Here is a 25,343-nt window from a genome sequence, read left to right as displayed (position 1 = left end):
CCTGAAATGAGTTGCACGAGACGTATCGTCTCGGTTAGCTTCGATGTCATGACGACCCCAGCTCACATCGCCATGTTCTCCATCGCCGCCCACGGTCACGTGAACCCCAGCCTCGAAGTGATCCGCGAGCTCGTGGCACGCGGGCACCGGGTCACGTACGCGATCCCGCCGGCCTTCGCGGAGAAGGTCGCCGCCGCCGGTGCGGAGCCGAAGCTCTGGAACTCCACACTGCCGGGTCCCGACGCCGACCCGGAGGCCTGGGGGAGCACCCTGCTGGACAACGTGGAGCCGTTCCTGGCCGACGCCGTCCAGGCCCTCCCGCAGCTGACCGAGGCGTACCAGGGGGACGAGCCGGACCTCGTCCTGCACGACATCGCCTCGTACCCGGCCCGCGTCCTCGCCCACCGCTGGGGGGTGCCCGCGATCTCCCTCTCGCCGTGCATGGTCGCCTGGGAGGGGTACGAGCAGGAGGTCGCCGAGCCGATGTGGGAGGAGCCGAAGAAGACCGAGCGCGGCCGGGCCTACTACGAGCGCTTCCATGCCTGGCTGGCGGAGAACGGCATCACCCAGCACCCGGACCCGTTCGTCGGCCGGCCCGACCGCTCCCTCGTCCTGATCCCGAAGGCGCTCCAGCCGAACGCCGACCGGGTGGACGAGTCCGTCCACTCGTTCGTCGGCGCCTGCCAGGCCGACCGCACGGGTGAGGGCGACTGGCAGCGGCCGGCGGACGCCGAGAAGGTCGTGCTCGTCTCCCTCGGATCGGCGTTCACCAAGCAGCCGGCCTTCTACCGGGAGTGCGTGCGCGCCTTCGGCGACCTGCCCGGCTGGCACCTGGTGCTCCAGATCGGCAGGCATGTCGACCCCGCCGATCTGGGCGACGTACCCGCCGACGTCGAAGTGCGTTCCTGGGTCCCGCAGTTGGCGATCCTCAAGCAGGCCGACCTGTTCGTCACCCACGCGGGCGCCGGCGGCAGCCAGGAGGGCCTGGCCACGGCCACCCCGATGATCGCCGTACCGCAGGCCGCGGACCAGTTCGGCAACGCCGACATGCTCCAGGCCCTCGGCGTCGCCCGGCACCTGGCCACGGAGGAGGCCACCGCCGAGACGCTGCGCGAGACGGCCCTCGCCCTCGTCGACGACCCCGAGGTCGCCGCGCGCCTGAAGGACATCCAGGCCGGGATGGCCGGGGAGGGCGGCACCCGGCGAGCGGCCGACCTCGTCGAGGCCGAGCTCAGGGCCGCCAGGGCATGAGGGCATGAGGGCATGCGGAGGGCCCGTTGGTTCCCCCCGGAACCAACGGGCCCTCAGCGACCACGGGTCGGGTCAGACGGGCACCCGCTCGCCCTCGTTGTCCCGGGCGGCCCCCCGTGTCACCGCCTCCGGCGCCTCGTCGTGCGTCAGGTCGGGCAGGCGGTGCAGCCACTTCGGCAGGTACCAGTTGCGCTCGCCCAGCAGGGCCATGACCGCCGGGAGCAGCACGCCCCGGATGATCGTGGCGTCGATGAGGACCGCGGCCGCGAGGCCGACACCCATCTGCTTCATGGACTGCATGGACAGCGTGCCGAAGATCGCGAACACGGCGACCATGATGACCGCGGCGCTGGTGACGACACCGGCCGTGGTGACCACACCGTGCTGGATCGCGTCGTTCGTCGTACGGCCCTTCAGCCGCGCCTCGCGGATCCGGGACACCACGAACACGTGGTAGTCCATCGACAGGCCGAACAGGATCACGAAGAGGAACAGCGGCAGCCAGGTGATGATGGCGCCGACGCCCTCCGCGCCCACCAGGGACGCGCCCCAGCCGTGCTGGAAGACGGCGACGAGGATGCCGTACGCCGCGCCCACCGACAGCAGGTTCAGCACGATCGACGTGATGGCGATCGTCAGCGAGCGGAACGACAGCAGCATCAGCCCGAAGGCGAAGACCACCACGAAGGCGAAGATCGGCACGACGGCGCCGGCGAGCTGGTCGTTGAAGTCCTTGGAGCCGGCGACCTGCCCGGTGATCGGCGCCTCGACGCCGTCCACCTTGCCCAGCGTGGCCGGGCGCACGTCGTCGCGCAGCTTGTCCAGGCTCGTGCCCGCCTTGTCGAGGTCGGAGCCGCCGACCAGCGGGACGTACACGAAGGCGATGTTCTGCTCGTCGTGCAGCTTGATCTCGACCGGGCCGCGCGAGGCGCCCGAACTGACCGCCCGCTCACGGAAGTCGGCGAGCGCGGACTTCACCTCGGGAGCGTTGATGTCGTTCGCCCTGACGACCACCTCGGCCGGTTCGGAACCGCCCGGGAAGGCCTCGTTGAGCCGGTTGTACGTCTGCACGATGGGCAGCGAGTCGCCGAACTCCTTGTCCAGCGTGAGCTGCTCGGTCTTCATGCCGAGCGCGGGAGCCGCGATGGCCAGCAGCGCACCGGCCGCGACCACGACCGAGATCACCGGCCGCGCGAGCACGCCCTTGAGCACGGCCGTCCAGAACCGGCTCTCGCGGTTTGCGGCGGCGCCCCGCTTGCGGCGCAGCCTGCTCTCCGGGTGCAGGAACGGGATCTTGCCCTTCTCGACCCGCTCGCCCAGCAGCGACAGCAGCGCCGGCAGCACCGTCACCGACCCGACCATGGCGACCGCCACAACCATCAGCGACGCGAGGCCCATCGCCTCGAACTCGGCGAGACCGGTGAACAGCATGCCCGCCATCGCCACGCACACCGTGACACCGGAGACGATGATCGCGCGGCCACTGGTGGCGGCGGCGACCCGCAGCGCGGTCTGCGGGTCGCGCCCGGCCTGGCGCTCCTCGCGCTCCCGACGCAGATAGAACAGGCAGTAGTCGACGCCGACGGCGAGGCCGACCAGCAGCATCACCGAGCTCGCGGTGTCGCTCATCGGCATGACATGGCTGACGACGCCCATCAGGCCCATCGTCGCCATGATCGCGGTGATCGCCAGCAGCACCGGCAGCAGGGCCGCCACCAGCGCGCCGAAGGCGATCAGCAGAATGCCGAGGGCCACCGGCACCGCGGAGTACTCGGCCTTCTGGAAGTCGTCCCCGAACGCGTCGTCGAACGTCTTCATCATGCTCGCGCCGCCGATCTCCTCGATCCGCAGCGACTCATGGTCCTTCTGGACGTTCTCGACGGCCTTCAGCACCGGCTCCACGCGCTCACCCGCGGTGTCGGAGTCACCGCGCATGTCGAACTGCACCAGCGCGCTGCGGCCGTCCTTGGAGATCGTCTGCGTGTCGTACGGCGATGTCACGTCCGTAACCTCGCCGGTGCCCTCGACGGCGTCGACGACCGCGGTGACGGCGGACCGGAACGCGTTGTCGGTGGCCTTGAGCGAGCCGTCCCTGGCCTGGATCAGGACGGTCTCACTGGCGGGCTCCTCGATCCCGGCATCCTCGATGATCTTGGCCGCGGTGTGCGTCTCGCCCTTGAGCTGATCACTGTCCTTGACGTCGACCCGGCCCGCCGCCGAACCGAGTCCCATCGCCAGGACGACGAACAGCACCCAGATGCCGACGGCGGCCCATCGATGCCGGGCGCTCCAGCCGCCGGCCCGGGCGGCGAGGCCCCGGACCCGCGAATCTCCGTTCCCCATGACGGGCTTGCCCCCTTGTATTGCGGTGCCGGCCCCCTGCCGTCACCTTTCGTTTCGAAGGTATGGGCCGGATAAAGCCGTCTCGTCGTGCTGCCCGGTGAAGTGCGGCGGCCGGAACTCCTCCCTTCGGCCCCCGGGCCCTCCCCACTGGGGAGGACAGCGGTCCCCTACATCTATCCGGCCGGATCGGGGGCCGGGGTCAGGGCCGTGAGCTGCGGATCGAGCGGAAGAGCTTGTGCTTCATGCTGACCGGTAAGTAACTTACGGGTCCGGCCGTCGTGCCCACCCCCACGGGGCACGACGGCCGGACCGTTGTCACAGGCGCGCTCTAAGGTGGCCGGATGACGACGACGTATGCGGCACTGCTGCGCGGAATCAACGTGGGCGGCAGCAGAAAGCTCCCGATGGCCGAGCTGCGCACCCTGATGAGCGGCCTCGGCCACGACGGCGTGCGCACCTACCTCCAGAGCGGCCAGGCCGTCTTCACCGCCGACCACGGCGACGAGGAGTCCCTCGCCGCGGAGCTGGCGTCGGCGATCGAGAAGCAGTTCGGCTTCGCCGTGGACGTCATCGTGCGCGACCACGCCTACCTTGAGGCGATCGCCGACGACTGCCCCTTCCCCGCAGCCGAGTTGGAGCCCAAGCAACTCCATGTCACCTACTTCTCCGCCCCGGTCGACGCCGAGCGCTTCGCGGAGATCGACCAGGACACGTACCTGCCGGAGGAGTTCCGGCTCGGCGACCGGGCGCTGTACCTGTACGCCCCGAACGGCCTGGGCCGCTCCAAGCTCGCCGAAATCCTCTCGCGCCCCCGGCTCAACAAGGGTTTGATCGCCACCAGCCGCAACTGGAACACCGTCGTGAAACTCGTGGAGATGACCGGTGACTGAGCACGAACCCGCCGTGAAGGCCGCCATCGAGGGCGAACTGAGGCTGCTCGACCCCGAGGTGCGCCGCTCGCCCGAACTGCTCGGGTCGCTGCTGCACCCCGAGTTCCACGAGTTCGGGGCGTCGGGACGGCGCTGGGACAAGGCGTCGACCGTGAACCGCCTGCACCTCACCTTCGACACGGTGTACAACGGCAGGCACGCACACCGCAGTTCACTGTGGCGACGTACCGACGACGGCTGGCAGATGTACTTCCATCAGGGGACCCCGTTCACCCCTGAGGGGGAGTGACCGTGCGCTACGTCATCATCGGCGCCGGAGCGGTCGGCGGCGTCATCGGCGGCCGGCTCGCGGGCTCCGGACACGAGGTCGTGCTGGTCGCCCGGGGCGCCCATCTCGATGCCCTACGGGACCACGGCCTGCGGCTCAGGGTGCCGGAGGGCGAGCTGACCCACCGGCTGCCGGCCGTCGACGGCCCGGCCGCCCTCGGCGAGCTGCGGCCCGACGACGTCCTCGTCCTCGCCGTGAAGACACAGGACAGCGTGGCCGCGCTGCAGACCTGGGGTCCCGCCCCGGTGGCGGGTGGCGGTACGGCCGCCGAGCGGCTCCCGCTGGTCTGCGCGCAGAACGGGGTCGAGGGCCAGCGCCTCGCCCTGCGGCTCTTCCGGCAGGTCTACGGCGTCTGCGTCTGGCTGCCGTCCACGTACGTCGAACCCGGCGTAGTCTCCGCCGCCGGCCGCCCGCTCACCGGGATCCTGCACCTCGGCCGCTATCCGCACGGCACCGACGAGACCGCCCGTCTCATCGCCGCCGACCTGGAGAAGTCGCACTTCGAGGCGCCGGTCGTGGCGGACGTGGCGCGCTGGCAGTACGCCAAGCTGCTGGCCAACCTCGGCAACGCCCTGGAGGCGGTGACCGGCCCCGTCGACAGCGAGGAGGCCGCCGAGCTGTTCCGGCGGGTGCGGGCCGAGGGCGCGGCCGTGCTGGACGCCGCCCGGATCCCGTACACGAGCGCCGAGGAACAGCGGGGGGTACGGGGCGACAAGGTCACCCTCGTCCCCCTCGACGGCGCCCCGCGCGGCGGCGGCTCCTCCTGGCAGTCCCTGACCCGTGGCACCGGCACCATCGAGGCCGACTACCTCAACGGCGAGATCGCCCTGCTGGGCCGGCTGCACGGCGTACCGACCCCGCTGAACGAGCTGCTCCAGCACCTCGCCGGCACCTTCGCGCGCGAGCGCCGGGCGGCGGGGTCGATGCCGGTGGGGGAGCTGGTGCGACTGGCCGAGGGGGCGGTTGTCAACACACGGGGTTGATCTCGCGGCCTGTGGACCCAACCGCAGGACAAAAGGCGGTCGTTGTCTCTAGGGTGATCGGCGCCAGGACGGCGGTGTCACAGGAGGCGGGACAGTGAGCGGCTACAACAGCCCCGACAACAACGGGTCGGGCCAGGACGGCGCCGACCCCGCGGCGATGCTGATCCTCGCGGAGCGGCTCGTCGAGAGGCTGAGCTTCGAGAACCCGGCGCTCGTTCCACAGGGGGAGATCATCCACACCGAGCTGGGCCATGCCGCACAGGACGGCCTGCCCGCCAACCGAGGGCGTATCCGCTTCGCTCTGGAGGCCATCGGCACCGGTGTGCCGGCGGGCAGCGGCAGCCTGGCCCTGGTCCAGGAGATCGCCCGCGTCCTCGACGTGTGACACCGGGCGCGGCGCGGGCGGGCCCTCAGGCCCCGACCGCCGCCAGCACCGGCACCCGCGCTGCGTCGTAGCGCTCCAGCAGCACCCGTGCCACCTCGGGCGCCGGCCCCAGCACGTCCGCCAGCACGTCCGCCTCGGCCGCGCCCCGCGCGATGCGGTCCGGGAGGAAGCCGGGAGCCAGGACGTACGGCGCCACGGCCACCCGTTGGCAGCCGAGTGCCCGCAGCTCGCGCACCGCGTCCTCGGTACGGGGGAACCCCGCGGGAGAGCCGGCGGAGGCGAACGCAGGCCGCACGGCGCACCAACCGGTGTGCCGCCACTCCCGCGCGATTTCTGCGATCACTGCGATCGCCTCCGGGTCGGTGGACCCCGCCGAGGCCAGCACGACCCCGGTCGAGGACTTGTCGGCGGGCGTCAGGCCCGCCTCGTACAGCCGGCGTTCCAGGGCCGACAGCAGCAGCGGCGACGGGCCCAGCACCTCCGCCTGCCGGATCCGCAGTTGCGGCGGGGCGTCCCGCAGGACCGCCGGGATGTCGGCCTTCGCGTGGAAGGCGCGGGTCAGCAGCAGGGGGAGCGCCACGACGTCCTGGACGCCCTGTGCGGCCAGCGACTCCAGGACTCCCTGCACGGACGGGACGTTGAAGTCCAGGAAGCCGGTCTCCACCCGCACGTCCGGGCGCAGCGACCGGACCCGCCGTACGAGGGCGTGCACCGTCGCGGCATGCCGAGGGTCGCGGCTGCCGTGGGCGATGACGAGAAGAACCGGCTGGGTGATCACAGGACCTCAGCTCCTTGCCAGCAGACCGCGGCTGCGCAGTACCCGCCGTTCCAGCGGGCTGAAGATCAGCAGGTCGATGGCGATGCCGACGATCAGGATGAGCATGATGGCGAAGAACACCATGGACATGCTGCTGGTGTTGCGGCCGTTCTCCAGCAGCTGTCCGAGGCCGACGCCGAGGTCGGGGGAGGAGGCGATGATCTCGGCTGCCATGAGTGAGCGCCAGGAGAAGGCCCAGCCCTGTTTCAGGCCGCCCAGGTAGCCGGGCAGTGCGGCGGGCATCACGATGTGCCAGGTGCCCTTCAGGCCGGTGGCGCCGAGGGTGCGGCCGGCGCGCAGGAACAGGGGTGGTACCTGGTCGACGCCGGAGACCAGTCCGTTGGCGATGGAGGGGACGGCGCCGAGCAGGATCACGGCGAACATCATGCGGTCGTTCAGGCCCAGCCAGATGACGGCGGGGGGTACCCAGGCGACCGAGGGCAGGGACTGCAGGCCGGACAGGATCGGTCCGATGGCCGCGCGTACGAGTTTCACGCGGGCCACGAGCAGGCCCAGGGGGGTGCCGATGGCCAGGGCGAGCAGGAAGCCGAGCAGGCCGCGGGAGACGGAGGTCCAGATGTACTCGTGCAGGGTGCCCTGCAGCCAGGACGCGCGCAGTTCGCCCCACACGTCGGACGGCGCGGGCAGCTTGGTCGGGTCGCCGGCCGCCCCGGTCGACACCAGGAGCTGCCACAGGCCCACGACCAGGGCGACGGCGACGGCCGGCGGCAGGATCTTCTGGGTCAGCGTGCTGCGCAGCGGCGTGCGGCTGGTGTGGACGGTCTCCAGGGCGTCCAGGCCCGCTTCGAGTCCGTCGAGATCGCCTGCGTCCTTGGCGGTGGTGTCAGTGCTGGCCATGGCGGCGGATCTCCCCACGCAGTTCTTCGGTGATCTCCCGGGACAGTTCCGCCACGTCGGCGTCCTCGATGCGGCGGGGCTGGGGGATGGCGACCGTCCACTGGCGGGCCACCCGGCCGGGCCGGGAGGACAGCAGTACCACGCGCTGGGCCAGGCGGACGGCTTCGCGGACGTTGTGGGTGACGAACAGCACCGACAGCTGGGTCTCGCGCCAGATGCGGGTGAGTTCGTCGTGCAGCACGTCCCGGGTGATGGCGTCGAGTGCGGCGAAGGGTTCGTCCATCAGCAGCAGCTTGCTGTCCTGGGCCAGGGCGCGGGCCATGGCCACGCGCTGGCGCATGCCGCCGGACAGTTCGTGCACCCGCTTGCCGTGGGCGCCCTTGAGGCGGACCAGTTCGAGGAGTTCCTCGGCCCGCTCGCGGCGTTCGGTCTTGGCGATGCCGCGCAGTTTGAGGGCGAGTTCGATGTTCTTGCCGGCGGTCAGCCAGGGGAACAGGGCGTGTTCCTGGAACATCAGGGCCGGGCGGCCGTCGGTGGTGATGGTGCCGGTGCTGGGCCGGTCGAGGCCGGCCACCAGGTTCAGCAGGGTGGACTTGCCGCAGCCGGAGGCTCCCAGGAGGGTGACGAACTCGCCGGGTGCGACGTCGAGGGTGATGTCGTCGAGGACGAGCTGCTTGCCGGCGGGGCCGGTGAAGGACTTCGACACGTGGTCGATGCGGGCGGCGTGCGCGGCGGACACGTCCGTGTCCGCGGCCTTGGCGAGGGCGGTTGCCATGGTCGTCACCTCCTGAGAACTGTGGGAACGGGGCTTATTCGACGCCGAGGTGGGCGTCGTCGACCGCGGGTTCGCCCTCGGCCTTGAGGACCTTGTTCAGCGGGGTCAGGTCGTAGATGCCCTTGAGGTCGGGCTGCTGCAGCAGCCCGACCTGCACGGCGTGCTCGGCCTCGGTGCGCAGCGTGGCCGCCAGCGGGTCGTCGGTGACCTGGACCGACGTCCAGGCCGGGTCGATGACATCGGCGGGCAGCGGCTTGCCGGTGTCGGCCTTGAGCTGCGCGTTCGCCGCGGCCTTCGCCTGCTCCGGGTGGGCCTCGATCCACTGGTTGGTCTTCACCGAGGCGCGCAGCACGGCCTCCACGGCCTGCGGGTGCTCCTTGAGGAAGCTCTGCGACACCACGACGTTCGTGATCACGAACTTCTTGTCCGGCCACAGGTCGGCCTCGTCGAGCAGTACCTTCGCGCCCTCGGCGACCAGCTTCGACGCGGTCGGCTCGGGCACCCAGGCGCCGTCGATCGAACCGGACCTGTAGGCGTCCGGGGTGATCTTGTTGTCGGTGCGGACGACGGAGACATCCCCCTTGCCGCTCTCCGCGTCGACCTTCCAGCCCTGCCCGGCGACCCAGTTGAGGAACGCCACGTCCTGGGTGTTGCCGAGCTGCGGCGTGGCGATCCTCTTGCCCTTGACGTCCTTCAGGGACTTGATCTTCTCCGGGTTCACGACCAGCTTCACGCCGCCCGACGCCGAACCGGAGATGATCCGCAGATTGTCGCCACCGGCCTTGGTGTAGCCGTTGACCGCGGGCGAGGGCCCGATCCAGGCGATGTCGACGGACCCGGAGTTGAGCGCCTCGATCGCCGACGGACCGGCGTTGAACGTGGCGTACTTCGCCAGCGTGCCCCCCAGCTCCTTCTGGAACAGCTTTTCGTGCCGGCCGACCAGCGCGGTGGCGTGGGTGATGTTCCCGAAGTAGCCGATCTTCACCGAGTCCAGGCCGTCGACCTTGGCCGCCCCCGCGATGGCCTGCTCCTTGTTCTCCACCGCCTGGGAGCCGTAGCCGCAGGCCGCGAGGGCCAGCAGCGGCAGCGCGGCCAGGGCGGCGAGCAGCCGTCGCGGGGCGGGGGTGGCAGGCACGGGAGGGTTCCTCTCGGTGGCCCGGCACTCACGCCCTGTTCAGGCGCGGCCGGGGGAACGGCAGATGGACGAAGGGTGGGTCAGCGCACACATCGCGCCACTCCGCCCTGCCCGCTGCCGAGGGCGCCGCTGCCGACGCGGCCGCCCTCCTTGGCGAACGTGGAGTAGATGTCGTGGGGCCTCATGTCAGAAGTCCCACCCGTCGTCCTCGGCCTCGTCCTTGACCGGCTCCGGCGAGGCGAACGACTCGCCGACCATGCCCGCGGTGAGCGTGGTGCCGTCGCTGGGGTCGATCAGGATGAACGATCCGGTGCGGCGCGAGTCGGCGTAGGAGTCGACCGGCAGCGGCTCGGCGGTGCGCACCTTCACCCGGCCGATGTCGTTGGCGACGAGCTGCCCCGGGTGCGGGTGCAGGGACAGGTCGTCGAGCGTGAGCCGGGACGGGATGTCCTTGACGATCGCCTTGACCGTGCGGGTGCCGTGCTTGAGCAGCACGCGGTGGCCGACGGTCAGCGGGGCGTCGGCGACATGGCAGACCGTGGCCTCGATGTCCTGCGTGGTCGCGGGCGCGTCCTTGGTCGGCACGATCAGGTCACCGCGCGAGATGTCGATGTCGTCCTCGAGCAGGAGGGTCACCGACTGGGTGGTCCAGGCGATGTCGACCGGCTCGCCCAGCAGGTCGATGCCGGAGATCGTCGAGGTACGGCCCGAGGGCAGCACCGTCACCGACTCGCCGACGCGGAACGAGCCGGCGGCGATCTGGCCGGCGTAACCGCGGTAGTCCCGGTGCTCGGCGGTCTGCGGCCGGATCACGTACTGCACGGGCAGCCGGGCGTGGCAGTGGCTCAGGTCGTGGCTGACCGGGACCGTCTCCAGGTGCTCCAGGAAGGTCGGGCCGCCGTACCAGTCCATGTTGGCGGACGGGTCCACCACGTTGTCGCCGGCCAGCGCCGAGATCGGGATCGCGGTGATCTCCGGGACGCCCAGTTCGAGCGCGTAGGCCGTGAACTCCTCGGCGATCGCGGCGAAGACGGACTCCTGGTAGTCCACCAGGTCCATCTTGTTCACGGCCAGGACGACGTGCGGCACCCGCAGCAGCGCGGCGATCGCGGCGTGCCGGCGGGTCTGCTCGACGACGCCGTTGCGGGCGTCGACCAGGATCACCGTCAGTTCGGCCGTCGAGGCGCCGGTGACCATGTTGCGGGTGTACTGCACATGGCCCGGGGTGTCGGCGAGGATGAACCGGCGCCGGGGCGTGGCGAAGTAGCGGTAGGCCACGTCGATCGTGATGCCCTGCTCCCGCTCGGCCCGCAGACCGTCGGTCAGCAGCGCGAGGTCCGGGGCGTCCTGCCCGCGCGAGGCCGACGCGCGCTCCACGGCCTCCAGCTGGTCGGCGAGGACCGACTTGGAGTCGTGCAGCAGCCGGCCCACCAGGGTGGACTTGCCGTCGTCGACGGAGCCGGCGGTGGCGAACCGCAGCAGGGTGGTGGCCGAGAGCTCCTCGGTCGTGGTCGTGCTCATGCTTAGAAGTACCCCTCGCGCTTGCGGTCTTCCATCGCGGCCTCGGAGAGCTTGTCGTCGGCGCGGGTGGCGCCGCGCTCGGTGAGCCGGGACGCGGCGATCTCGGTGATGACCTGATCCAGCGTCACGGCGTCCGAGTCCACGGCACCGGTGCAGGACATGTCGCCGACGGTCCGGTAGCGCACGAGCCGCTTCTCCACGGTCTCGCCGTCCTTCGGGCCGCCCCACTCACCGGCGGTCAGCCACATGCCGCTGCGCTTGAACACCTCGCGCTCGTGCGCGAAGTAGATCTGCGGCAGCTCGATGTCCTCGCGGTCGATGTACTGCCACACGTCCAGCTCGGTCCAGTTGGACAGCGGGAAGACACGCACGTGCTCCCCGGGCGCGTGCCGGCCGTTGTACAGGTTCCACAGCTCGGGCCGCTGCCGGCGCGGGTCCCACTGGGAGAACTCGTCCCGCAGGCTGAACACCCGCTCCTTGGCCCGCGCCTTCTCCTCGTCGCGCCGACCGCCGCCGAAGACCGCGTCGAACTTCTCGCTCTGGATCTTCTCGGTCAGCGGCAGCGTCTGCAGCGGGTTACGGGTGCCGTCCGGGCGCTCCTTGAGCACCCCGCGGTCGATGTAGTCCTGCACGGAGGCGACATGCAGCCGCAGGCCGTGCTTGTCGACCGTGCGGTCCCGGTACTCGATGACCTCGGGGAAGTTGTGCCCGGTGTCCACGTGCAGCAGCGAGAAGGGGATCGCCGCGGGGGCGAACGCCTTCAGCGCGAGGTGCAGCATGACGATGGAGTCCTTGCCGCCGGAGAACAGGATCACCGGCCGCTCGAACTCGCCCGCCACCTCACGGAAGATGTGCACCGCCTCGGACTCCAGCGCGTCCAGGTGCGAGAGGGCGTACGGGGAGTCCGTGCCCTCCTCCAGCGCGGCGACGGTCGTCATGCCAGTCCCCTTTCGGTGAGCAGGGCGTACACGGACGCCGCGGACTCCTGCACGGTCTGGTTCTGGGACTCGATCCGAAGATCGGGCGACTCGGGGGCCTCGTACGGGTCGTCGACCCCGGTCAGTCCGGTCAGCTCGCCCGCGGCCTGCTTGGCGTACAGACCCTTCACATCGCGGACGGAGCACACCTCGACCGGCGTGGCCACGTGGATCTCCAGGTACGGCGCCCCGCTCTCCTGGTGACGCTTGCGGACCGCGTCACGGCTGTCGGAGTAGGGCGCGATCACCGGGACGAGCGCCTTGACGCCGTTGCGGGCGAGCAGTTCGGCCAGGAAGCCGATGCGCTGCACATTGGTGTGCCGGTCCTCGCGGCTGAAGCCGAGGCCCGCCGAGATGAACTCGCGGATCTCGTCGCCGTCGAGCACCTCGACGCGGTGGCCCTCGTCGCGGAGCCGGTCGGCCAGCTCGTAGGCGATGGTGGTCTTGCCGGCGCTCGGCAGACCCGTGAGCCAGACGGTGGCTCCGCTCGTCACGTGGTTCTCCAAGGTCGCAGAGGAATCGTTCATGTCAGCCGTGCAGCCCGCACTCGGTCTTGGCGCGGCCGGCCCAGCGGCCGGCGCGCGCGTCCTCGCCCTCGAGGACGCGGCGGGTGCAGGGGGCGCAGCCGACGGAGGCGTAGCCGTCCATCAGGAGCGGGTTGGTCAGTACGCCGTGCTCGGCGACGTAGGCGTCCACGTCGTCCTGGGTCCAGCGGGCGATCGGGGAGATCTTCACCTTCTGCCGCTTCTCGTCCCAGCCGACGACCGGGGTGTTCGCCCGGGTCGGGGACTCGTCGCGGCGCAGGCCGGTCGCCCAGGCCACATAGCTCTTGAGTCCGCGTTCCAGCGGCTCGACCTTGCGCAGCCTGCAGCACAGGTCGGGGTCGCGGTCGTGCAGCCTGGGGCCGTACTGGGCGTCCTGCTCGGCGACCGTCTGGAGCGGGGTCAGCGTGATGACGTTGACGTCCATCACCGCCTCGACCGCGTCGCGGGTGCCGATGGTCTCCTCGAAGTGGTAGCCGGTGTCCAGGAACACGACGTCGACGCCGGGCATCGCGCGGGAGGCGAGGTGGGCGACCACCGCGTCCTCCATCGACGAGGTCACGCAGAAGCGCTTGCCGAAGGTGTCGACCGCCCACTGGAGGATCTCCAGCGCGGAGGCGTCCTCCAGGTCACGGCCCGCCTGCTCGGCGAGCGCCTTGAGATCCTCGGTCGTGCGCTCTTCCTGAATCGCGGTCATATCCCGTCTCCCCGTGCGTCGTTGGGCTGAAGACCCCGGGCGAGCAGCCCGAGGAACTTCAACTGGAATGCGCGGTTGCATGCCGCGCATTCCCATGCGCCATGACCCTGCTCGCTCGGCCGGAGGTCCTCGTCGCCGCAGTAGGGGCAGTAGAAGGGGGCGGCCCGCTCGCTCATGAGAGGGCCTCCTCGGATGCGCGCGCCGCCCAGGTGGCGAACCGCTCGCCGTCCTCGCGCTCGGCCTGGAACCGCTTCAGAACGCGCTCGACGTAGTCGGGCAGCTCCTCGGAGGTGACCTTCAGACCACGCACCTTGCGCCCGAACCCGGCCTCCAGACCGAGCGCGCCGCCCAGGTGCACCTGGAAGCCCTCGACCTGCTCGCCCTGGTCGTTGAGGACCAGCTGGCCCTTGAGACCGATGTCCGCCACCTGGATACGGGCGCAGGCGTTCGGGCAGCCGTTGATGTTGATGGTGATCGGCTCGTCGAAGTCGGGGATACGGCGCTCCAGCTCGTCGATCAGCTGGGAGCCGCGTGCCTTGGTCTCGACGATGGCGAGCTTGCAGTACTCGATGCCGGTGCAGGCCATGGTGCCGCGCCGGAAGGGGGAGGGCTTCGTGGTCAGGTCCAGGGCCTCCAGGGCCTCGGACAGGGACTCGACCTGCGCTTCCTCGACGTCGAGGATGATCATCTTCTGCTCGACGGTGGTACGGACGCGGCCCGAGCCGTGCGCCTCCGCCAGCTCGGCGATCTTCGTCAGGGTGGTGCCGTCCACACGGCCGACGCGCGGGGCGAACCCGACGTAGAAGCGGCCGTCCTGCTGCCGGTGCACACCCACGTGGTCGCGCCAGCGCTCCACGGGCTGGGCCGGCGCGGGGCCGTCGAGGAGCTTGCGTCCCAGGTACTCGTCCTCGAGGACCTGCCGGAACTTCTCCGCGCCCCAGTCGGCGACGAGGAACTTCAGGCGGGCGCGGGTGCGAAGACGGCGGTAGCCGTAGTCGCGGAAGATCGAGATGACGCCCTCGTAGACGTCCGGGACCTCGTCCAGTGGCACCCAGGTGCCGAGTCGGACGCCGATCTTGGGGTTCGTGGACAGGCCGCCGCCGACCCACAGGTCGAAGCCGGGGCCGTGCTCGGGGTGGTTCACGCCGACGAACGCGACGTCGTTGATCTCGTGCGCCACGTCCAGGAGCGGCGAGCCGGAGATCGCGGACTTGAACTTGCGGGGCAGGTTGGAGAAGGCCTTGTTGCCGACGATCCGGCGCTGGATCTCCTCGATGGCCGGGGTGCCGTCGATGATCTCGTCCGCGGCGATCCCGGCGACCGGCGAGCCGAGGACGACGCGGGGCGTGTCACCGCAGGCCTCGGTGGTGGACAGGCCGACGGCCTCCAACCGCTCCCAGATCTCCGGCACGTCCTCGATCCGGATCCAGTGGTACTGGACGTTCTGCCGGTCGGTGATGTCGGCGGTGCCGCGCGCGAACTCCTGCGAGATCTCGCCGATCACCCTCAGCTGCCGCGTGGTCAGCCGGCCGCCGTCGATGCGCACCCGCAGCATGAAGTAGGAGTCGTCCAGCTCCTCCGGCTCCAGGATGGCGGTCTTGCCGCCGTCGATCCCGGGCTTGCGCTGGGTGTAGAGCCCCCACCAGCGCATCCGGCCGCGAAGATCGTTGGGGTCGATGGAGTCGAAGCCGCGCTTGGAGTAGATCGTCTCAATGCGTGTCCGCACATTGAGACCGTCATCGTCCTTCTTGAACTGTTCGTTGCCGTTGAGCGGGGTGAAGTGCCCCGCGGCCCACTGACCCTCACCGCGGTGACGGCTCACCTTGCGGCGGGGAGTCGCGGCGGCAGGCTTCTGCGGGGTGGCGGCCATGGTGGATACGTCCTTCGGGACAGGCGGAAAGCGGCTCTGACCTGCGCATACGGGCGCATGGGCATAAGTGCGCGTCGTTGCGCGGGAAATGAAGCAGAAAGGGGGAGATGTCGGGCGCTGCGGGACGGTCAGCGCGCCGGACAGATGGCGCTGGACATGCGGCCGAGGTCGACGTGCCGCCGACTCACCAAGGCAATTCCAGTTCCAGACATGACGGAAGCGTGTCACGGCGATCTGGACACAGTCCAGCTTCGTCCATCATGCGGACACCCTTGTCCCGGAGAGTGAGACAAGGGTGTCGTGGGTCACAGAGCCCGCCAGGAGGCTTGTTCCCGCAGGTCAGGCCGGATAGGCCCCAGGCCAGGGGCCCGATGCGGGCGCCTCCGCTTCTTCCTCGACCTTGGTGTCGAAGAGCTGGAAGCCACGGCGCTGGTAGTTGGCCATCGCGTGCTCGCCATCCTTGCTGCAGGTGTGCAGCCACACCCGCTTCGTCTGGGCCAGCCCCGGCCAGCGCTCCGCGAGATCCCAGGCGCGGGCGGTGCCGTACGACAGCAGGTGCCCGCCGATCCGCCGCCCCCGGAAGGCCGGGAGCAGCCCGAAGTGGAGGATCTCCACGACCCCGTCGTCCTGCGGCTCCAGCTCCACGTATCCCGCGGGGGTGCCCCGGTCGTACGCCACCCAGGTCTCCACGCCCGGCCGCTCCAGATGCTCCCGCCACTGCGCGTATGTCCAGCCGAGCAGGTCGGTCCAGTGGACGTCCCCGCCCACCGAGGTGTACAGGAAGCGGCTGAACTCGGGCGAGGGCACCTCGGAGCGGACGATCGTCACGTCGCCCTGCGGGGCTTGCGCTGGGAGGAGGTCGGTGGGTGCGGTCTGTTCCAGCGACCAGGTGGTTACGACGATGTTGGGCATGTCGGTCAGGGAACCATCCGGATGGCCGATCTGTCGATCGCGTCCCAGCGCTCAGCCGAGCGCCGCATCGATCGAACCCAACGGCAGGGCGAACAGCGTCCGGCCCGACTGCGACCAGACCTCACCGGTCGCCTCCCAGTACGACAGGGGGCCGACCCGGGTGCCCCAGCACCTGGGGGCGTTCTGTTCGCCGCAGCGGGTCGCCTCGGCGCCGTCGGTGTCCTGGCGCCACAGGCTGCCCTGCCGGTCGGTGCTGCCCGGGGCACGGCCCACGTACCAGTCGGCGCGGTCCGTGCCGCCCGCCCGGTGCGACAGGACGCCCCGGATGCCGGAGGCCTCCGTCTCGTACGCCTCGACCACGGGCGCGACCCCGGTGGCGCCCGTGGCCAGCAGGCCGGGGCGGGCCGGGTCCCTGTCGAAGTCGTAGCGCCACAGGCGGGCGGGCCGGTCGCTGTCGGCGGCCGTCCACTCGCTCGCGACCAGGCTGTCGGGCGCCGTGCTGCGGTCGAGGGAGATGCCCCCGACGCGGGGAGCGGCACTCCCGCCGGCCAGCCGGTACGAGCCGACGGCCGGCAGCACGAAGCGGTAGCCGTGGGCCGACCAGCCCTTGCCGACGCGGCCCACCGCGGCGCTGTCGACGGTGGTGCGCTGGACGCGGTTCATGTCGTACACGTACAGCCCGTCGCCGGCGGTGACCAGCAGCTTGTCCTGGTACCAGACCATGCCCGACAGCCGGGAGGGCAGGGCGCGGTAGTTCCGGCCGCCGTCCACCGGGACGACGAGCAGCGCCGACGCGTACCTGAGGTGGGCCAGGTCGTTCGCGTCGACGAAGGCGACCCGCGCCAGACCTCGGTCGGCGGTGCCCTGGCTCCAGCCGGAGAGGATCACCCGATTGTCGTTCCACCAGCCGTCGTCGTCGGCGTCACCCGAGCCGGTGACGGCCCCCGCCCGCCAGGACGCGGTGTCGGCGGCGTCCCAGCAGTACGCGCGCGTGGCCGTCGGCGCGACCGGCAGCGCCGTGCGCTCGCTCGCCGTACAGCCGCTCGACTTGCGCAGGCTCCGGTCGGCGGTCTCCAGGACGGCACTGACACCGACCGGCTTGCCCATCCCGGCGGCGAGTTCGTCGAGGGTGGCCTGCGGGACCAACTGCTCCTTCAGCCGGAGCGCGCCGGTCTCGGCGGCCCTGGTGAGCGGCTCGAGCGCCCCGGGGTCGTCGCCGACCGTGGCCTGTGAGGCGCTGATCATCGTGGCGGCGGCGGTGAGTGCGAGGGCGGTGCCGGCGAGGAACGCGCGAACGGCGCGGCCCTGCCTGCGTCGACGGTGTCTGCCGCGGTGCTTCATCAAACCTCCCGAGGCGAGCCAACTGCGGCTATTGGTCCGTGCGTTGACCAAAGGAGCAGGTGGGGTGGCCCGTACAGGGATGCTACGGCAGTTGGGCACGCTTGCGGACTAAGACCCTGCAAATATGCGGAAATACGGAGTCGGCTCAGGGCAGGTCGGTCGAGATCCGCACCCGGACCACCGCGGGCGCCGTCGAATGCGGCAGCAGCTCGCGCGGGTCGTCCGGCAACAGCACCTCCACCTCCGCGTCCTCGCGGAAGCGGTACGGCCGGTGCTCCAGGAACTCCCCGAAATAGCGCCGTACCCGCGACATCTCGGCGCGCACCGTCACCGTGCGGCCCGCGTCGCCGAACATGTCCTCGGCCAGCCCCGCCGCGCTGCGACCGGTGCGGTGCAGGGCCAGCAGATAGAGCAACTCGGCATGCCGGGGGCTCAGTTCGTGACTCCAGGCGCCCGCCCCGCCGGACACCGTCACCGACCAGCGGCGCGGCCGCGTCAGGTCCAGCGCGATCCGCGTCGCCCCGTGCGGCACCGGCTCGTCGTCGGCCCGCAGCAGCCAGCCGCCCGCCAGTGGCTCCACCGCGCACAGCCCCAGCGGCGGCAGCCACCGCCGGCCCGGCGACAGCCCCTCGGGCAGCGCGACCCGGTTCGTGTACGGCATCCCGGTCACCGCGGCCGTCCAGCCGTGCCGGTCCACCACCAGGGCCCGCCCGGACAGCCGCGCCAGCACCGGCGACGCCACCGCGCGCAGCCGCTCCAGGGAGGTCAGATGCACCTCCCGCAGCCGGGCCTCGGCGAGCTTGGCCACCGAGTCGACCCAGGCGAGCGTGGCCGGGTGCATGGTCTCCAGCGGCCCGCTGACGTCGACCACACCGATCAGCCGGCCGTCCCGGGGGTCGGTGATGGGGGCCCCGGTGCAGGTCCAGGAGGTCTGCGAGCGCTGGAAGTGCTCGGAGGCGAAGACCTGCACCGGCCGGCGCACCACCGCCGGGGTGCCCAGGCCGTTGGTGCCCACGACGCTCTCCCGCCAGTCGGCGCCGAGTGCCAGGCCGAGCCCGTCGGCCCTGCGCAGCACCGAGGAGTTGCCCTCCCGCCACAGCACCCGGCCCTCGTCGTCGGCGACGACCATGATGTGGTGGGCGACGTCGGCGACCGACAGCAGCCCCTCGCGCAGCACCGGCATCACCTGGCGCAGCGTGGTCGACTCCCGGCGCCGCTGCACCTCCTCGCGGGACAGCAGCCCGGAGCGGACGTCGTGGTCCGGGTCGACCCCGCTGCGCAGCGTGCGCTCCCAGGACTGCTCGATCACCGGGCGCGGCGCGACGGGCGCGCGCTGTCCGGAGAGCGTGGCGGCGCGGACCTCGCTGAGTACTCGCGCGGCGCGCGCCGAGTCCACGGCGGCGAGCTGCGTCACGTCCGTCGGCGAGAGCGCCAAGGGTCCTCCCGGCAGAAGAGGTCTCGTCCTGACTGTGCGTGCTGACTGTGCGTGCTGACTGTGTCTCATTGTGCGTGTCTCAAATGGCGCGTGTCTCATAGTGCCGCCCGTCGCTCGCGGAGGGACACACTCCGCCCACAGTCGCCGGCAAGTTGCAACCCCTTGCAACCCTGGTGGACCGCCCTGACCTGATTGAAACTTGAGCGACGCCGTCCCGAGCGGCGTTCGCGGCCTCGAACGGGCCATGCGCGGGGGTGGTGCCGTGTCGGCGCAGCACCACCCCCGTGCCACCTCCGCACCGGGCAGTTCAGGCCTTGGGCCTGGCCCGGTCCACCACCGACGCCAGATCCAGGGTCGACGGCAGCGTCCCGAAGGCCGCGCCCCCGTCGCCGCCCAGCCGCGCGGCGCAGAACGCGTCGGCGACCTCCGGCGGTGCGAACCGGACCAGCAGCGAGCCCTGCAACACCAGCGCCAGCCGCTCGGTCAGGCGCCGGGCGCGTGCCTCGATGCCCTCCAGATCGGCCAGTTCGGTCAACAGGCCCTTGATCGCCGCGTCCAGCCGGTGATCGGCACCGCGGGCCAGGCCGACCTCCCGCAGATACGCGTCCAGCGCGGCCGGCTCGCGCCGCAACGCCCGCAGCACGTCCAGCGCCTGGACGTTGCCCGCGCCCTCCCAGATCGAGTTCAGCGGCGACTCGCGCACCAGCCGCGGCATCCCGGACTCCTCGACGTACCCGTTGCCGCCCAGGCACTCGGACGCCTCGACGGTCACCGGCGCGCACCGCTTGGTCACCCAGTACTTGGCGGCCGGCACCGCGATCCGCAGCAGCGCCCGCTCCTGCTCGCCGTCGTCGTCGTAGGCCGCCGCGAGCCGCAGCGCGAGGGTGGTCGCCGCCTCCGACTCGACCGCCAGGTCGGCCAGTACGTTGCGCATCAGCGGCAGGTCGACGAGCCGGTCGCCGAACACCGCACGGTGGTCGCAGTGGTGCACCGCCTGCGCCACGGCCTGCCGCATCAGCCCCGCCGAGCCGAGCACACAGTCGAGCCGGGTCGCCGCCACCATGTCGATGATGGTGCGCACCCCGCGCCCCTCCCGACCGACCCGGCGCGCCCACGTCCCGTCGAACTCGACCTCGGCGGAGGCGTTCGACCGGTTGCCCAGCTTGTCCTTCAGCCGCTGGATCAGGAACGGGTTGCGGCCGCCGTCCTCCAGGACCCGCGGCACCAGGAAGCACGTGAGCCCCTCCGGGGCCTGCGCGAGCACCAGGAAACCGTCCGACATCGGAGCCGAGCAGAACCACTTGTGCCCGGTCAGCAGATACGTCCCGGCCTCGGCGAGCGGGGTGGCGGTGGTCGTGTTGGCCCGTACGTCGCTGCCGCCCTGCTTCTCCGTCATGCCCATCCCGAACAGGGCTCCGGCCTTCCGCCCGGCGGGCCGCAGACCCTGGTCGTAGACCATGGACGTCAGCCGCGGCTCCCACTCGGCGGCGAGGCCGGGATCCGTGCGCAGCGCCGGGACGGCCGCGTGGGTCATGGACAGCGGGCAGCCGTTGCCGGCCTCGACCTGCGTCCACATCAGGAAGGCCGCCGCTCTGCGCACATGCCCGCCCGGCCGCACCCAGGCCGCGGTCAGGCCCGCCGAGACGCCCTTGCCGAGCAGCCGGTGCCAGGACGGATGGAAGTCGACCTCGTCGATGCGATGGCCGTAGCGGTCGTGCGTCCGCAGCCGCGGCGGGTTCTCGTTCGCCAGTACCCCCCACTCCTGCGCCTGCGCCGACCCGCAGGTCCGCCCGAAGGCGGCCAGCTCCTCGCGCACCTCGTCCAGGGCCCGCGGGGCGACATGCCGCTCGACGGCCGCGGTCAGGGCCCGGTCGGCGGTGTAGACGTCGTAGCCGACCAGGGGCGGGGGCTGGTTGGTCACGGTATGGGTGCTGCCTGCCATGGCTGTGAACCTATCCCTGAGGAGGGCCGTGGTCTCCACCCTGACACGGCGGATGAGTGCTGCCGCGCACGGCGGATACCTTTAGGTCGTGCAGCCAGCAAGTGAATCGTCCCCCCAGCCGTCCTCCGGTCGTCTCCACCGGGCGCGTGTCCTCTACCGGAACGTCTCGAAGCGCAGGACGGCCTGGCTGTTGCTCAAGGACACGGTGAACTCGTGCATCGAGTACCGCATCCTGGGTCTCGCGGCCGAGGCCGCGTTCTTCACGCTGCTGTCCGTGCCCCCGCTCCTGCTCAGCCTCATCGGCCTCCTCGGCTACGTCGACGACTGGACCGGCACCGACACCATCAACAGCCTGGAGACCAACCTCCTGGAGGCCTCCCGCACCGTCCTGTCCGACAAGGGGGTGCGCCAGATCGCCCAGCCGATCCTGGACGACGTGATGAACGGCGGCCGCCCCGACGTCATCTCCGTCGGCTTCCTGTTCGCCCTGTGGTCGGGGTCGCGGGCGGTGAACGTCTTCATAGACACGATCACCGTGATGTACGGCCTCGACGGCGTCCGCGGCATCGTCAAGACCCGGCTGGTGGCGTTCGCCCTGTTCATCGCGGCGCTGCTGATCGGCTCGGTCGCGCTGCCGCTGATGGTGGCGGGACCGGACGCGGTGGTGCGGATCGTGCCGTGGTCGGAGACCTTGGTGCAGGTCCTGTACTGGCCGGTCGTGATCGTCCTGTCCATCGCGTTCCTGACCACGCTGTACCACGTGTCCGTGCCGGTGCGCTCACCCTGGATCGAGGACGTGCCCGGCGCCCTGGTCGCCCTCGGCATGTGGGTGCTGGGCAGCTTCCTGCTGCGCATCTACCTCCAGAACACGGTCGAGGGCGCGACGATCTACGGCTCCCTCGCCGCCGCGGTCGCCGTACTGCTGTGGATCGGCGTGTCCGCGTTCGCCGTGCTCGTCGGGGCCGCGGTCAACGCCGCGATCGACCGGGTCTGGCCGGCCGCCGCGACGGCCGCGGCCCGCGCCGCCAACGAGCGGATGCGCGAGGCCCAGGTCGCCGAGTACGTGGCCCGCACGGCCGCGGCCCACGAGCACGACCCCGAGGACCCGGACATGCCGTCGGAGTTCCCCGAGCGCTGGACCCGCTTCCTGCCACCGGAGGACGTGACGTCGAGGCTGCGCACCCATGTGAAGAGCACCCACCACCCCCCGCACAAGCCGGAGGACCAGGGCAGGGCCTGAGGGGCTCAGGCTTTCCACGCCCCCGCCGCCGCGGCCTCCCGCGCGAAGTCGGTGAAGTCGCGCGGCGCGCGTCCCAGGACCTCGTGGACGTCGTGCGTGACATGGGCGTTACGGCCGTCCATGAGGGTCTCGAAGACCTCCACCAGCAGCTCGACCTCCTCCGGCGGAACCCCGAACCCGGCCAGGGCCTCGCCGTACGAGCGCGCCGGAACCGGGGTGTACGTGATCGCCGTGCCGGTGGCCGCGGAGATCTCCGCGACCGCCTCCCGCCAGGACAGCAGCCGCGGCCCGGTCAGCTCCAGCGTCCGCCCCGCATGAGCGTCCCCGGACGTCAGCACCGCCGTCACCACGTCCGCGATGTCCCGCACATCGACGAACGGCTCCCGCACCTCGCCCGCCGGGAAGACCAGCTCCCCGTTCACCAGCCCCTCCACCAGCGGCCCCTCGCTGAAGTTCTGCGAGAACCACGTGGCCCGTACGATCGTCCAGTCCGCGCCGGACGACTTCAGCGCCTCCTCGGTCGGCAACGCCTGGTCCTCGCCCCGGGCCGACAGCAGCACCAGCCGCCGCACCCCCAGCCCGACCGCCTCCCGCGCGAGCGCGCCGACGCCCTCGGCCGCCGCCGGGGAGCCCACGTCGGACGGGTACATCAGATACGCCGCGTCCGCGCCGCGCAGCACCTGCGCCCATGTCGTCGGGTCCTCCCAGTCGAACCCGCGCGCCCGGGACGCCGCCCGCACCGTGAGCCCCGCATCGCGCGCCGCTCGCGCCACCCGGCTCCCGGTACGGCCCGAGGCACCGGTCACCACCACCGTCATCCGCTGTGTGTCGGCCTTCTCGGCCGCGTTCTCCGTCATGCCTCCAGTCAACGGTCGCGCGCCCCAACAGCCCATCGCCGAACGGCTCATTCCCATGCGCGGACGTCTACGCTGACGACATGGACGCTCTCGCCGGCCTTCTGGAGGGTCCCCGCGCACGTGGCGCCTTCATGATCCGCGCGTGTTTCGAGCCGCCCTGGTCCATCCGCATCGAGGACCGCGCCCCGCTGACCGTCATGGTCATGGTCCGCGGCGAGTCCTGGGTGATCCCGGACCAGGGCGAGCGAAGCGAGATGGGGGTCCCCCCGGCCGAAGGCCGGGGGAGCATCCGGCTGCGCCCCGGGGACCTCGCCATCGCCCGCGGCCCCGACCCCTACACCTGCGCCGACGACCCCGGCACCGCGCCCCAGGCGCTGATCCTGCCGGGCGCCGAGTGCCGCTACCCCGACGGACGCTCCCTGAACGGCTCGATGGACCTGGGCGTGCGCACCTGGGGCGACCGGCTCGACGGCTCCACCGTGATGCTGATCGGCACCTATCTGTGGGAGGGCGAGATCAGCGGCCGGCTGCTGAAGGCGCTGCCGCCGCTGCTGACGCTCCCGTCCGACGTGTGGAACTGCCCGCTCACCCCGTACCTGATGGACGAGATCGTCCGCGACGAGCCCGGCCAGGAGGTCGTCCTGGACCGGCTGCTCGACCTGCTGGTCATCGCCGCGCTCAGGGCCTGGTTCTCCCGCCCGGAGGCGGCGGCACCGGCCTGGTACGCGGCGCTCGCCGACCCCGTGGTCGGCCGGGTGCTGCGGCTCGTCCAGGACGATCCGGCCCACCCCTGGACGGTGGCCTCGCTGGCGGCGAAGGCGGGGGTGTCGCGGGCCGCGCTGGCCCGGCGGTTCACCGAGCTGGTGGGGGAGCCGCCGATGACGTACCTCACGGGCTGGCGGATGGCACTGGCGGCGGACGCGCTGCGGGACACCGACGACACGCTGGAGGCCATCGCGCGCAGAGTGGGGTATGGGAGTGCGTTCGCCCTCTCCAGCGCGTTCAAGAGGGTCTATGGGGTGAGTCCGCAGGAGCATCGGGGGGTGGGACGGGGCTCGCCGTAGGGGTGAGTCGTGTGTGCGGGCTGCGGGTTGTCCGTGGTTGCTCGCGCAGTTCCCCGCGCCCCTAAAGGGGCGCTTACGCTGGCGTATGTGTATGCGGAGCGGTCATCCCGGCTCGCGGGCGCTGTCGTTTGGACGAACACTCCGTCCGGTCCCGGCGCCGGGCGGGTCCTGCCCGACGGATGCATGGACCTGCTCTGGAACGACGGACGCCTGCTCGTCGCCGGGCCCGATACACGGGCCTACGTCACCGGTGGCGAGCCGAGTGCGTGGATGGGCGTCCGTTTCTATCCCGGTACCGCTCCCGCCATTCTCGGCGTGCCCGCGCATGAGGTGCGTGATCTGCGGGTCGAGCTCGCCGAGCTGTGGCCGGCCTCGGAGGTGCGGCGGCTGTGCCGTCGTATCGAGGCCGCCGGCGATCCCGTCACCGCCCTTGAGGACGTGGCGCTGGAGCGGGCCGCCGACGCGGTGGCGCCCGACCCGGCGCTGCGGCATGTCGTCGCCGCCCTCGACGCCGGGCGCTCCGTCGCCGCCACCGCCGACGAACTCGGCCTCGGCGCCCGGCAGTTGCACCGGCGCTCCCTGACCGCCTTCGGCTACGGACCCAAGACGCTGGCCCGGATCCTGCGGCTGCGGCGGGCGCTCGCACTGGCGCGCGACGGTGTCGGCCTCGCGGACACGGCCGCGCGGGCCGGGTTCGCCGACCAGGCCCATCTGGCGCGGGACGTCAAGGAGTTGGCGGGACTGCCGCTCGGCGAGCTACTCGGCCGGTCCTAGGGGCGCGAACAGGTCGACGCCGTTGCCGTCCGGGTCGTGCACGGTCGCGTAGCGCTGGCCCCAGAAGGCGTCCCACGGCTTGAGCCCGCCCTGGTGGCCGGCGGCCAGCAGCTCCTCGTACACCGTGTCCACCTCACCCGGATCCGCGCACCGGAACGCCAGCGAGGCCCGGCCGCCACCCGTGGGCGGCTCCCAGCCCTCGACGAAGGACCGCACATTGGCCTCCGTGTCGAACAACAGGCGCAGCCCGCCCGGCAGTTCGCCCTCGGCGTGCGGCTCGTGCTCGGAGCCGTCGGGGAAGGCGACGCCCAGGCGGCGGTAGAAGGCGACGGAGGCGGCCATGTCGGAGACGACGAGGCCGATGGCATCGAATCGTGGAGTCATGCGGCCAACGTAGACAGCCGGG

Annotated in this window: 25 protein-coding genes and 1 pseudogene; 8 read left to right on the top strand and 18 right to left on the bottom strand. The window is 71.4% G+C overall.

Annotation, left to right across the window (positions count from 1 at the left end; all coding sequences use genetic code 11):
• Window positions 1-11: 11 nt before the first annotated feature.
• Window positions 12-1,251: pseudogene (locus tag IM697_RS32505) on the top strand (glycosyltransferase).
• 72 nt (window positions 1,252-1,323) lie between these two features.
• On the opposite strand, the gene IM697_RS32500 reads toward IM697_RS32505, so the two are convergent.
• A complete protein-coding gene (locus IM697_RS32500; RefSeq protein ID WP_194039659.1) occupies window positions 1,324-3,594 on the bottom strand; it encodes an MMPL family transporter in 2,271 nt (756 codons plus the stop codon).
• 341 nt (window positions 3,595-3,935) lie between these two features.
• On the opposite strand from IM697_RS32500, the gene IM697_RS32495 reads away from it, so the two are divergent.
• From IM697_RS32495 to IM697_RS32480, 4 genes are all read left to right on the top strand, one after another.
• Entirely contained in the window at window positions 3,936-4,484 is a 549-nt protein-coding gene (locus IM697_RS32495) for a DUF1697 domain-containing protein (protein WP_194039658.1), read from the top strand.
• On the top strand, window positions 4,477-4,773 hold the full coding sequence (locus IM697_RS32490) for a nuclear transport factor 2 family protein (protein ID WP_194039657.1): 297 nt from the start codon (window positions 4,477-4,479) through the stop codon (window positions 4,771-4,773). The genes IM697_RS32495 and IM697_RS32490 overlap by 8 nt, the downstream gene beginning before the upstream one ends.
• 2 nt (window positions 4,774-4,775) lie before the next feature.
• Window positions 4,776-5,795 carry a ketopantoate reductase family protein gene (locus tag IM697_RS32485; RefSeq protein ID WP_194039656.1) on the top strand — a complete coding sequence of 340 codons (1,020 nt, stop codon included), beginning with the start codon at window positions 4,776-4,778 and terminating at the stop codon, window positions 5,793-5,795.
• A 94-nt stretch (window positions 5,796-5,889) separates the two neighbouring features.
• Window positions 5,890-6,180, top strand: a complete 291-nt coding sequence (locus tag IM697_RS32480) for a hypothetical protein (protein WP_194039655.1) — start codon at window positions 5,890-5,892, stop codon at window positions 6,178-6,180.
• A gap of 25 nt (window positions 6,181-6,205) precedes the next feature.
• On the opposite strand, the gene IM697_RS32475 is transcribed toward IM697_RS32480, so the two are convergent.
• The 15 genes from IM697_RS32475 to IM697_RS32410 form a co-directional block, all read right to left on the bottom strand.
• Window positions 6,206-6,958 (bottom strand): sirohydrochlorin chelatase, encoded by a 753-nt coding sequence (locus IM697_RS32475; protein WP_194039654.1) that lies wholly within the window; start codon window positions 6,956-6,958, stop codon window positions 6,206-6,208.
• Between the two features lie 6 nt (window positions 6,959-6,964).
• Window positions 6,965-7,855 carry an ABC transporter permease gene (locus IM697_RS32470; RefSeq protein ID WP_194039653.1) on the bottom strand — a complete coding sequence of 297 codons (891 nt, stop codon included), beginning with the start codon at window positions 7,853-7,855 and terminating at the stop codon, window positions 6,965-6,967.
• Window positions 7,842-8,630, bottom strand: a complete 789-nt coding sequence (locus tag IM697_RS32465) for an ABC transporter ATP-binding protein (RefSeq protein ID WP_194039652.1) — start codon at window positions 8,628-8,630, stop codon at window positions 7,842-7,844. Before IM697_RS32465 ends, IM697_RS32470 begins: the two co-directional genes overlap by 14 nt.
• A 34-nt stretch (window positions 8,631-8,664) precedes the next feature.
• Window positions 8,665-9,765: an aliphatic sulfonate ABC transporter substrate-binding protein gene (locus IM697_RS32460; protein ID WP_194039651.1), complete on the bottom strand. Its 1,101-nt coding sequence runs from the start codon at window positions 9,763-9,765 to the stop codon at window positions 8,665-8,667.
• Between the two features lie 186 nt (window positions 9,766-9,951).
• Window positions 9,952-11,286 (bottom strand): sulfate adenylyltransferase subunit 1, encoded by a 1,335-nt coding sequence (locus IM697_RS32450; protein WP_194039649.1) that lies wholly within the window; start codon window positions 11,284-11,286, stop codon window positions 9,952-9,954.
• A gap of 2 nt (window positions 11,287-11,288) precedes the next feature.
• A complete protein-coding gene (cysD, locus tag IM697_RS32445) occupies window positions 11,289-12,224 on the bottom strand; it encodes a sulfate adenylyltransferase subunit CysD (protein WP_194039648.1) in 936 nt (311 codons plus the stop codon).
• Complete coding sequence (cysC, locus tag IM697_RS32440; protein WP_194039647.1) at window positions 12,221-12,790, bottom strand: adenylyl-sulfate kinase; 570 nt, start codon at window positions 12,788-12,790, stop codon at window positions 12,221-12,223. The genes cysD and cysC overlap by 4 nt, the downstream gene beginning before the upstream one ends.
• A 1-nt stretch (window position 12,791) precedes the next feature.
• Window positions 12,792-13,502, bottom strand: coding sequence for a phosphoadenylyl-sulfate reductase (locus IM697_RS32435; RefSeq protein ID WP_194039646.1), 711 nt, complete (start codon window positions 13,500-13,502; stop codon window positions 12,792-12,794).
• Window positions 13,499-13,678 (bottom strand): hypothetical protein, encoded by a 180-nt coding sequence (locus IM697_RS45145; RefSeq protein ID WP_228044267.1) that lies wholly within the window; start codon window positions 13,676-13,678, stop codon window positions 13,499-13,501. The genes IM697_RS32435 and IM697_RS45145 overlap by 4 nt, the downstream gene beginning before the upstream one ends.
• The gene (locus IM697_RS32430) at window positions 13,675-15,372 is read right to left on the bottom strand and encodes a nitrite/sulfite reductase (RefSeq protein ID WP_194039645.1); all 1,698 of its coding nucleotides are present in this window, start codon (window positions 15,370-15,372) and stop codon (window positions 13,675-13,677) included. Before IM697_RS32430 ends, IM697_RS45145 begins: the two co-directional genes overlap by 4 nt.
• 128 nt (window positions 15,373-15,500) lie before the next feature.
• The gene (locus IM697_RS45780) at window positions 15,501-15,584 is read right to left on the bottom strand and encodes a putative leader peptide (protein ID WP_310591794.1); all 84 of its coding nucleotides are present in this window, start codon (window positions 15,582-15,584) and stop codon (window positions 15,501-15,503) included.
• A gap of 127 nt (window positions 15,585-15,711) precedes the next feature.
• Window positions 15,712-16,284, bottom strand: coding sequence for a GNAT family N-acetyltransferase (locus IM697_RS32425; RefSeq protein WP_194039644.1), 573 nt, complete (start codon window positions 16,282-16,284; stop codon window positions 15,712-15,714).
• Between the two features lie 51 nt (window positions 16,285-16,335).
• Entirely contained in the window at window positions 16,336-17,625 is a 1,290-nt protein-coding gene (locus tag IM697_RS32420; protein ID WP_194039643.1) for a hypothetical protein, read from the bottom strand.
• Window positions 17,626-17,770: 145 nt separating this feature from the next.
• Window positions 17,771-19,060: a GAF domain-containing protein gene (locus tag IM697_RS32415; RefSeq protein WP_194039642.1), complete on the bottom strand. Its 1,290-nt coding sequence runs from the start codon at window positions 19,058-19,060 to the stop codon at window positions 17,771-17,773.
• Between the two features lie 307 nt (window positions 19,061-19,367).
• Window positions 19,368-21,002: an acyl-CoA dehydrogenase family protein gene (locus IM697_RS32410; RefSeq protein WP_194039641.1), complete on the bottom strand. Its 1,635-nt coding sequence runs from the start codon at window positions 21,000-21,002 to the stop codon at window positions 19,368-19,370.
• 88 nt (window positions 21,003-21,090) lie between these two features.
• Between IM697_RS32410 and IM697_RS32405 the strand changes: the two genes are divergently transcribed.
• Complete coding sequence (locus IM697_RS32405; protein ID WP_194039640.1) at window positions 21,091-22,242, top strand: YihY/virulence factor BrkB family protein; 1,152 nt, start codon at window positions 21,091-21,093, stop codon at window positions 22,240-22,242.
• A gap of 5 nt (window positions 22,243-22,247) precedes the next feature.
• Here IM697_RS32405 and IM697_RS32400 read toward each other — a convergent pair whose 3' ends face one another.
• Window positions 22,248-23,099, bottom strand: a complete 852-nt coding sequence (locus tag IM697_RS32400) for an NAD(P)H-binding protein (RefSeq protein ID WP_194039639.1) — start codon at window positions 23,097-23,099, stop codon at window positions 22,248-22,250.
• A gap of 80 nt (window positions 23,100-23,179) precedes the next feature.
• Here IM697_RS32400 and IM697_RS32395 point away from each other — a divergent pair, with 80 nt between their 5' ends.
• Both IM697_RS32395 and IM697_RS32390 read left to right on the top strand, forming a co-directional pair.
• Complete coding sequence (locus tag IM697_RS32395; RefSeq protein WP_194039638.1) at window positions 23,180-24,163, top strand: AraC family transcriptional regulator; 984 nt, start codon at window positions 23,180-23,182, stop codon at window positions 24,161-24,163.
• Window positions 24,164-24,250: 87 nt separating this feature from the next.
• On the top strand, window positions 24,251-24,937 hold the full coding sequence (locus tag IM697_RS32390) for a helix-turn-helix domain-containing protein (RefSeq protein WP_194039637.1): 687 nt from the start codon (window positions 24,251-24,253) through the stop codon (window positions 24,935-24,937).
• Here IM697_RS32390 and IM697_RS32385 read toward each other — a convergent pair.
• Entirely contained in the window at window positions 24,920-25,321 is a 402-nt protein-coding gene (locus IM697_RS32385) for a VOC family protein (protein ID WP_194039636.1), read from the bottom strand. The two genes, IM697_RS32390 and IM697_RS32385, sit on opposite strands and share 18 nt — an antisense overlap.
• Between the last annotated feature and the right edge of the window lie 22 nt (window positions 25,322-25,343).

The organism is Streptomyces ferrugineus (genome assembly GCF_015160855.1).
Classification (GTDB): domain Bacteria; phylum Actinomycetota; class Actinomycetes; order Streptomycetales; family Streptomycetaceae; genus Streptomyces; species Streptomyces ferrugineus.
The sequence above is the reverse complement of the archived record's forward strand: the minus strand, read 5'-3'. Positions and strand labels throughout refer to the sequence as shown.

Coding starts and splice junctions, on each gene's coding strand:
- IM697_RS32500 (WP_194039659.1), bottom strand. CDS start 3,594: ATGGGGAACGGAGATTCGCGGGTCCGGGGCCTCGCCGCCCGGGCCGGC.
- IM697_RS32495 (WP_194039658.1), top strand. CDS start 3,936: ATGACGACGACGTATGCGGCACTGCTGCGCGGAATCAACGTGGGCGGC.
- IM697_RS32470 (WP_194039653.1), bottom strand. CDS start 7,855: ATGGCCAGCACTGACACCACCGCCAAGGACGCAGGCGATCTCGACGGA.
- IM697_RS32465 (WP_194039652.1), bottom strand. CDS start 8,630: ATGGCAACCGCCCTCGCCAAGGCCGCGGACACGGACGTGTCCGCCGCG.
- IM697_RS32450 (WP_194039649.1), bottom strand. CDS start 11,286: ATGAGCACGACCACGACCGAGGAGCTCTCGGCCACCACCCTGCTGCGG.
- cysD (WP_194039648.1), bottom strand. CDS start 12,224: ATGACGACCGTCGCCGCGCTGGAGGAGGGCACGGACTCCCCGTACGCC.
- cysC (WP_194039647.1), bottom strand. CDS start 12,790: ATGAACGATTCCTCTGCGACCTTGGAGAACCACGTGACGAGCGGAGCC.
- IM697_RS32435 (WP_194039646.1), bottom strand. CDS start 13,502: ATGACCGCGATTCAGGAAGAGCGCACGACCGAGGATCTCAAGGCGCTC.
- IM697_RS45145 (WP_228044267.1), bottom strand. CDS start 13,678: ATGAGCGAGCGGGCCGCCCCCTTCTACTGCCCCTACTGCGGCGACGAG.
- IM697_RS32430 (WP_194039645.1), bottom strand. CDS start 15,372: ATGGCCGCCACCCCGCAGAAGCCTGCCGCCGCGACTCCCCGCCGCAAG.
- IM697_RS45780 (WP_310591794.1), bottom strand. CDS start 15,584: ATGTCTGGAACTGGAATTGCCTTGGTGAGTCGGCGGCACGTCGACCTC.
- IM697_RS32425 (WP_194039644.1), bottom strand. CDS start 16,284: ATGCCCAACATCGTCGTAACCACCTGGTCGCTGGAACAGACCGCACCC.
- IM697_RS32420 (WP_194039643.1), bottom strand. CDS start 17,625: ATGAAGCACCGCGGCAGACACCGTCGACGCAGGCAGGGCCGCGCCGTT.
- IM697_RS32410 (WP_194039641.1), bottom strand. CDS start 21,002: ATGGCAGGCAGCACCCATACCGTGACCAACCAGCCCCCGCCCCTGGTC.
- IM697_RS32400 (WP_194039639.1), bottom strand. CDS start 23,099: ATGACGGAGAACGCGGCCGAGAAGGCCGACACACAGCGGATGACGGTG.
- IM697_RS32395 (WP_194039638.1), top strand. CDS start 23,180: ATGGACGCTCTCGCCGGCCTTCTGGAGGGTCCCCGCGCACGTGGCGCC.
- IM697_RS32385 (WP_194039636.1), bottom strand. CDS start 25,321: ATGACTCCACGATTCGATGCCATCGGCCTCGTCGTCTCCGACATGGCC.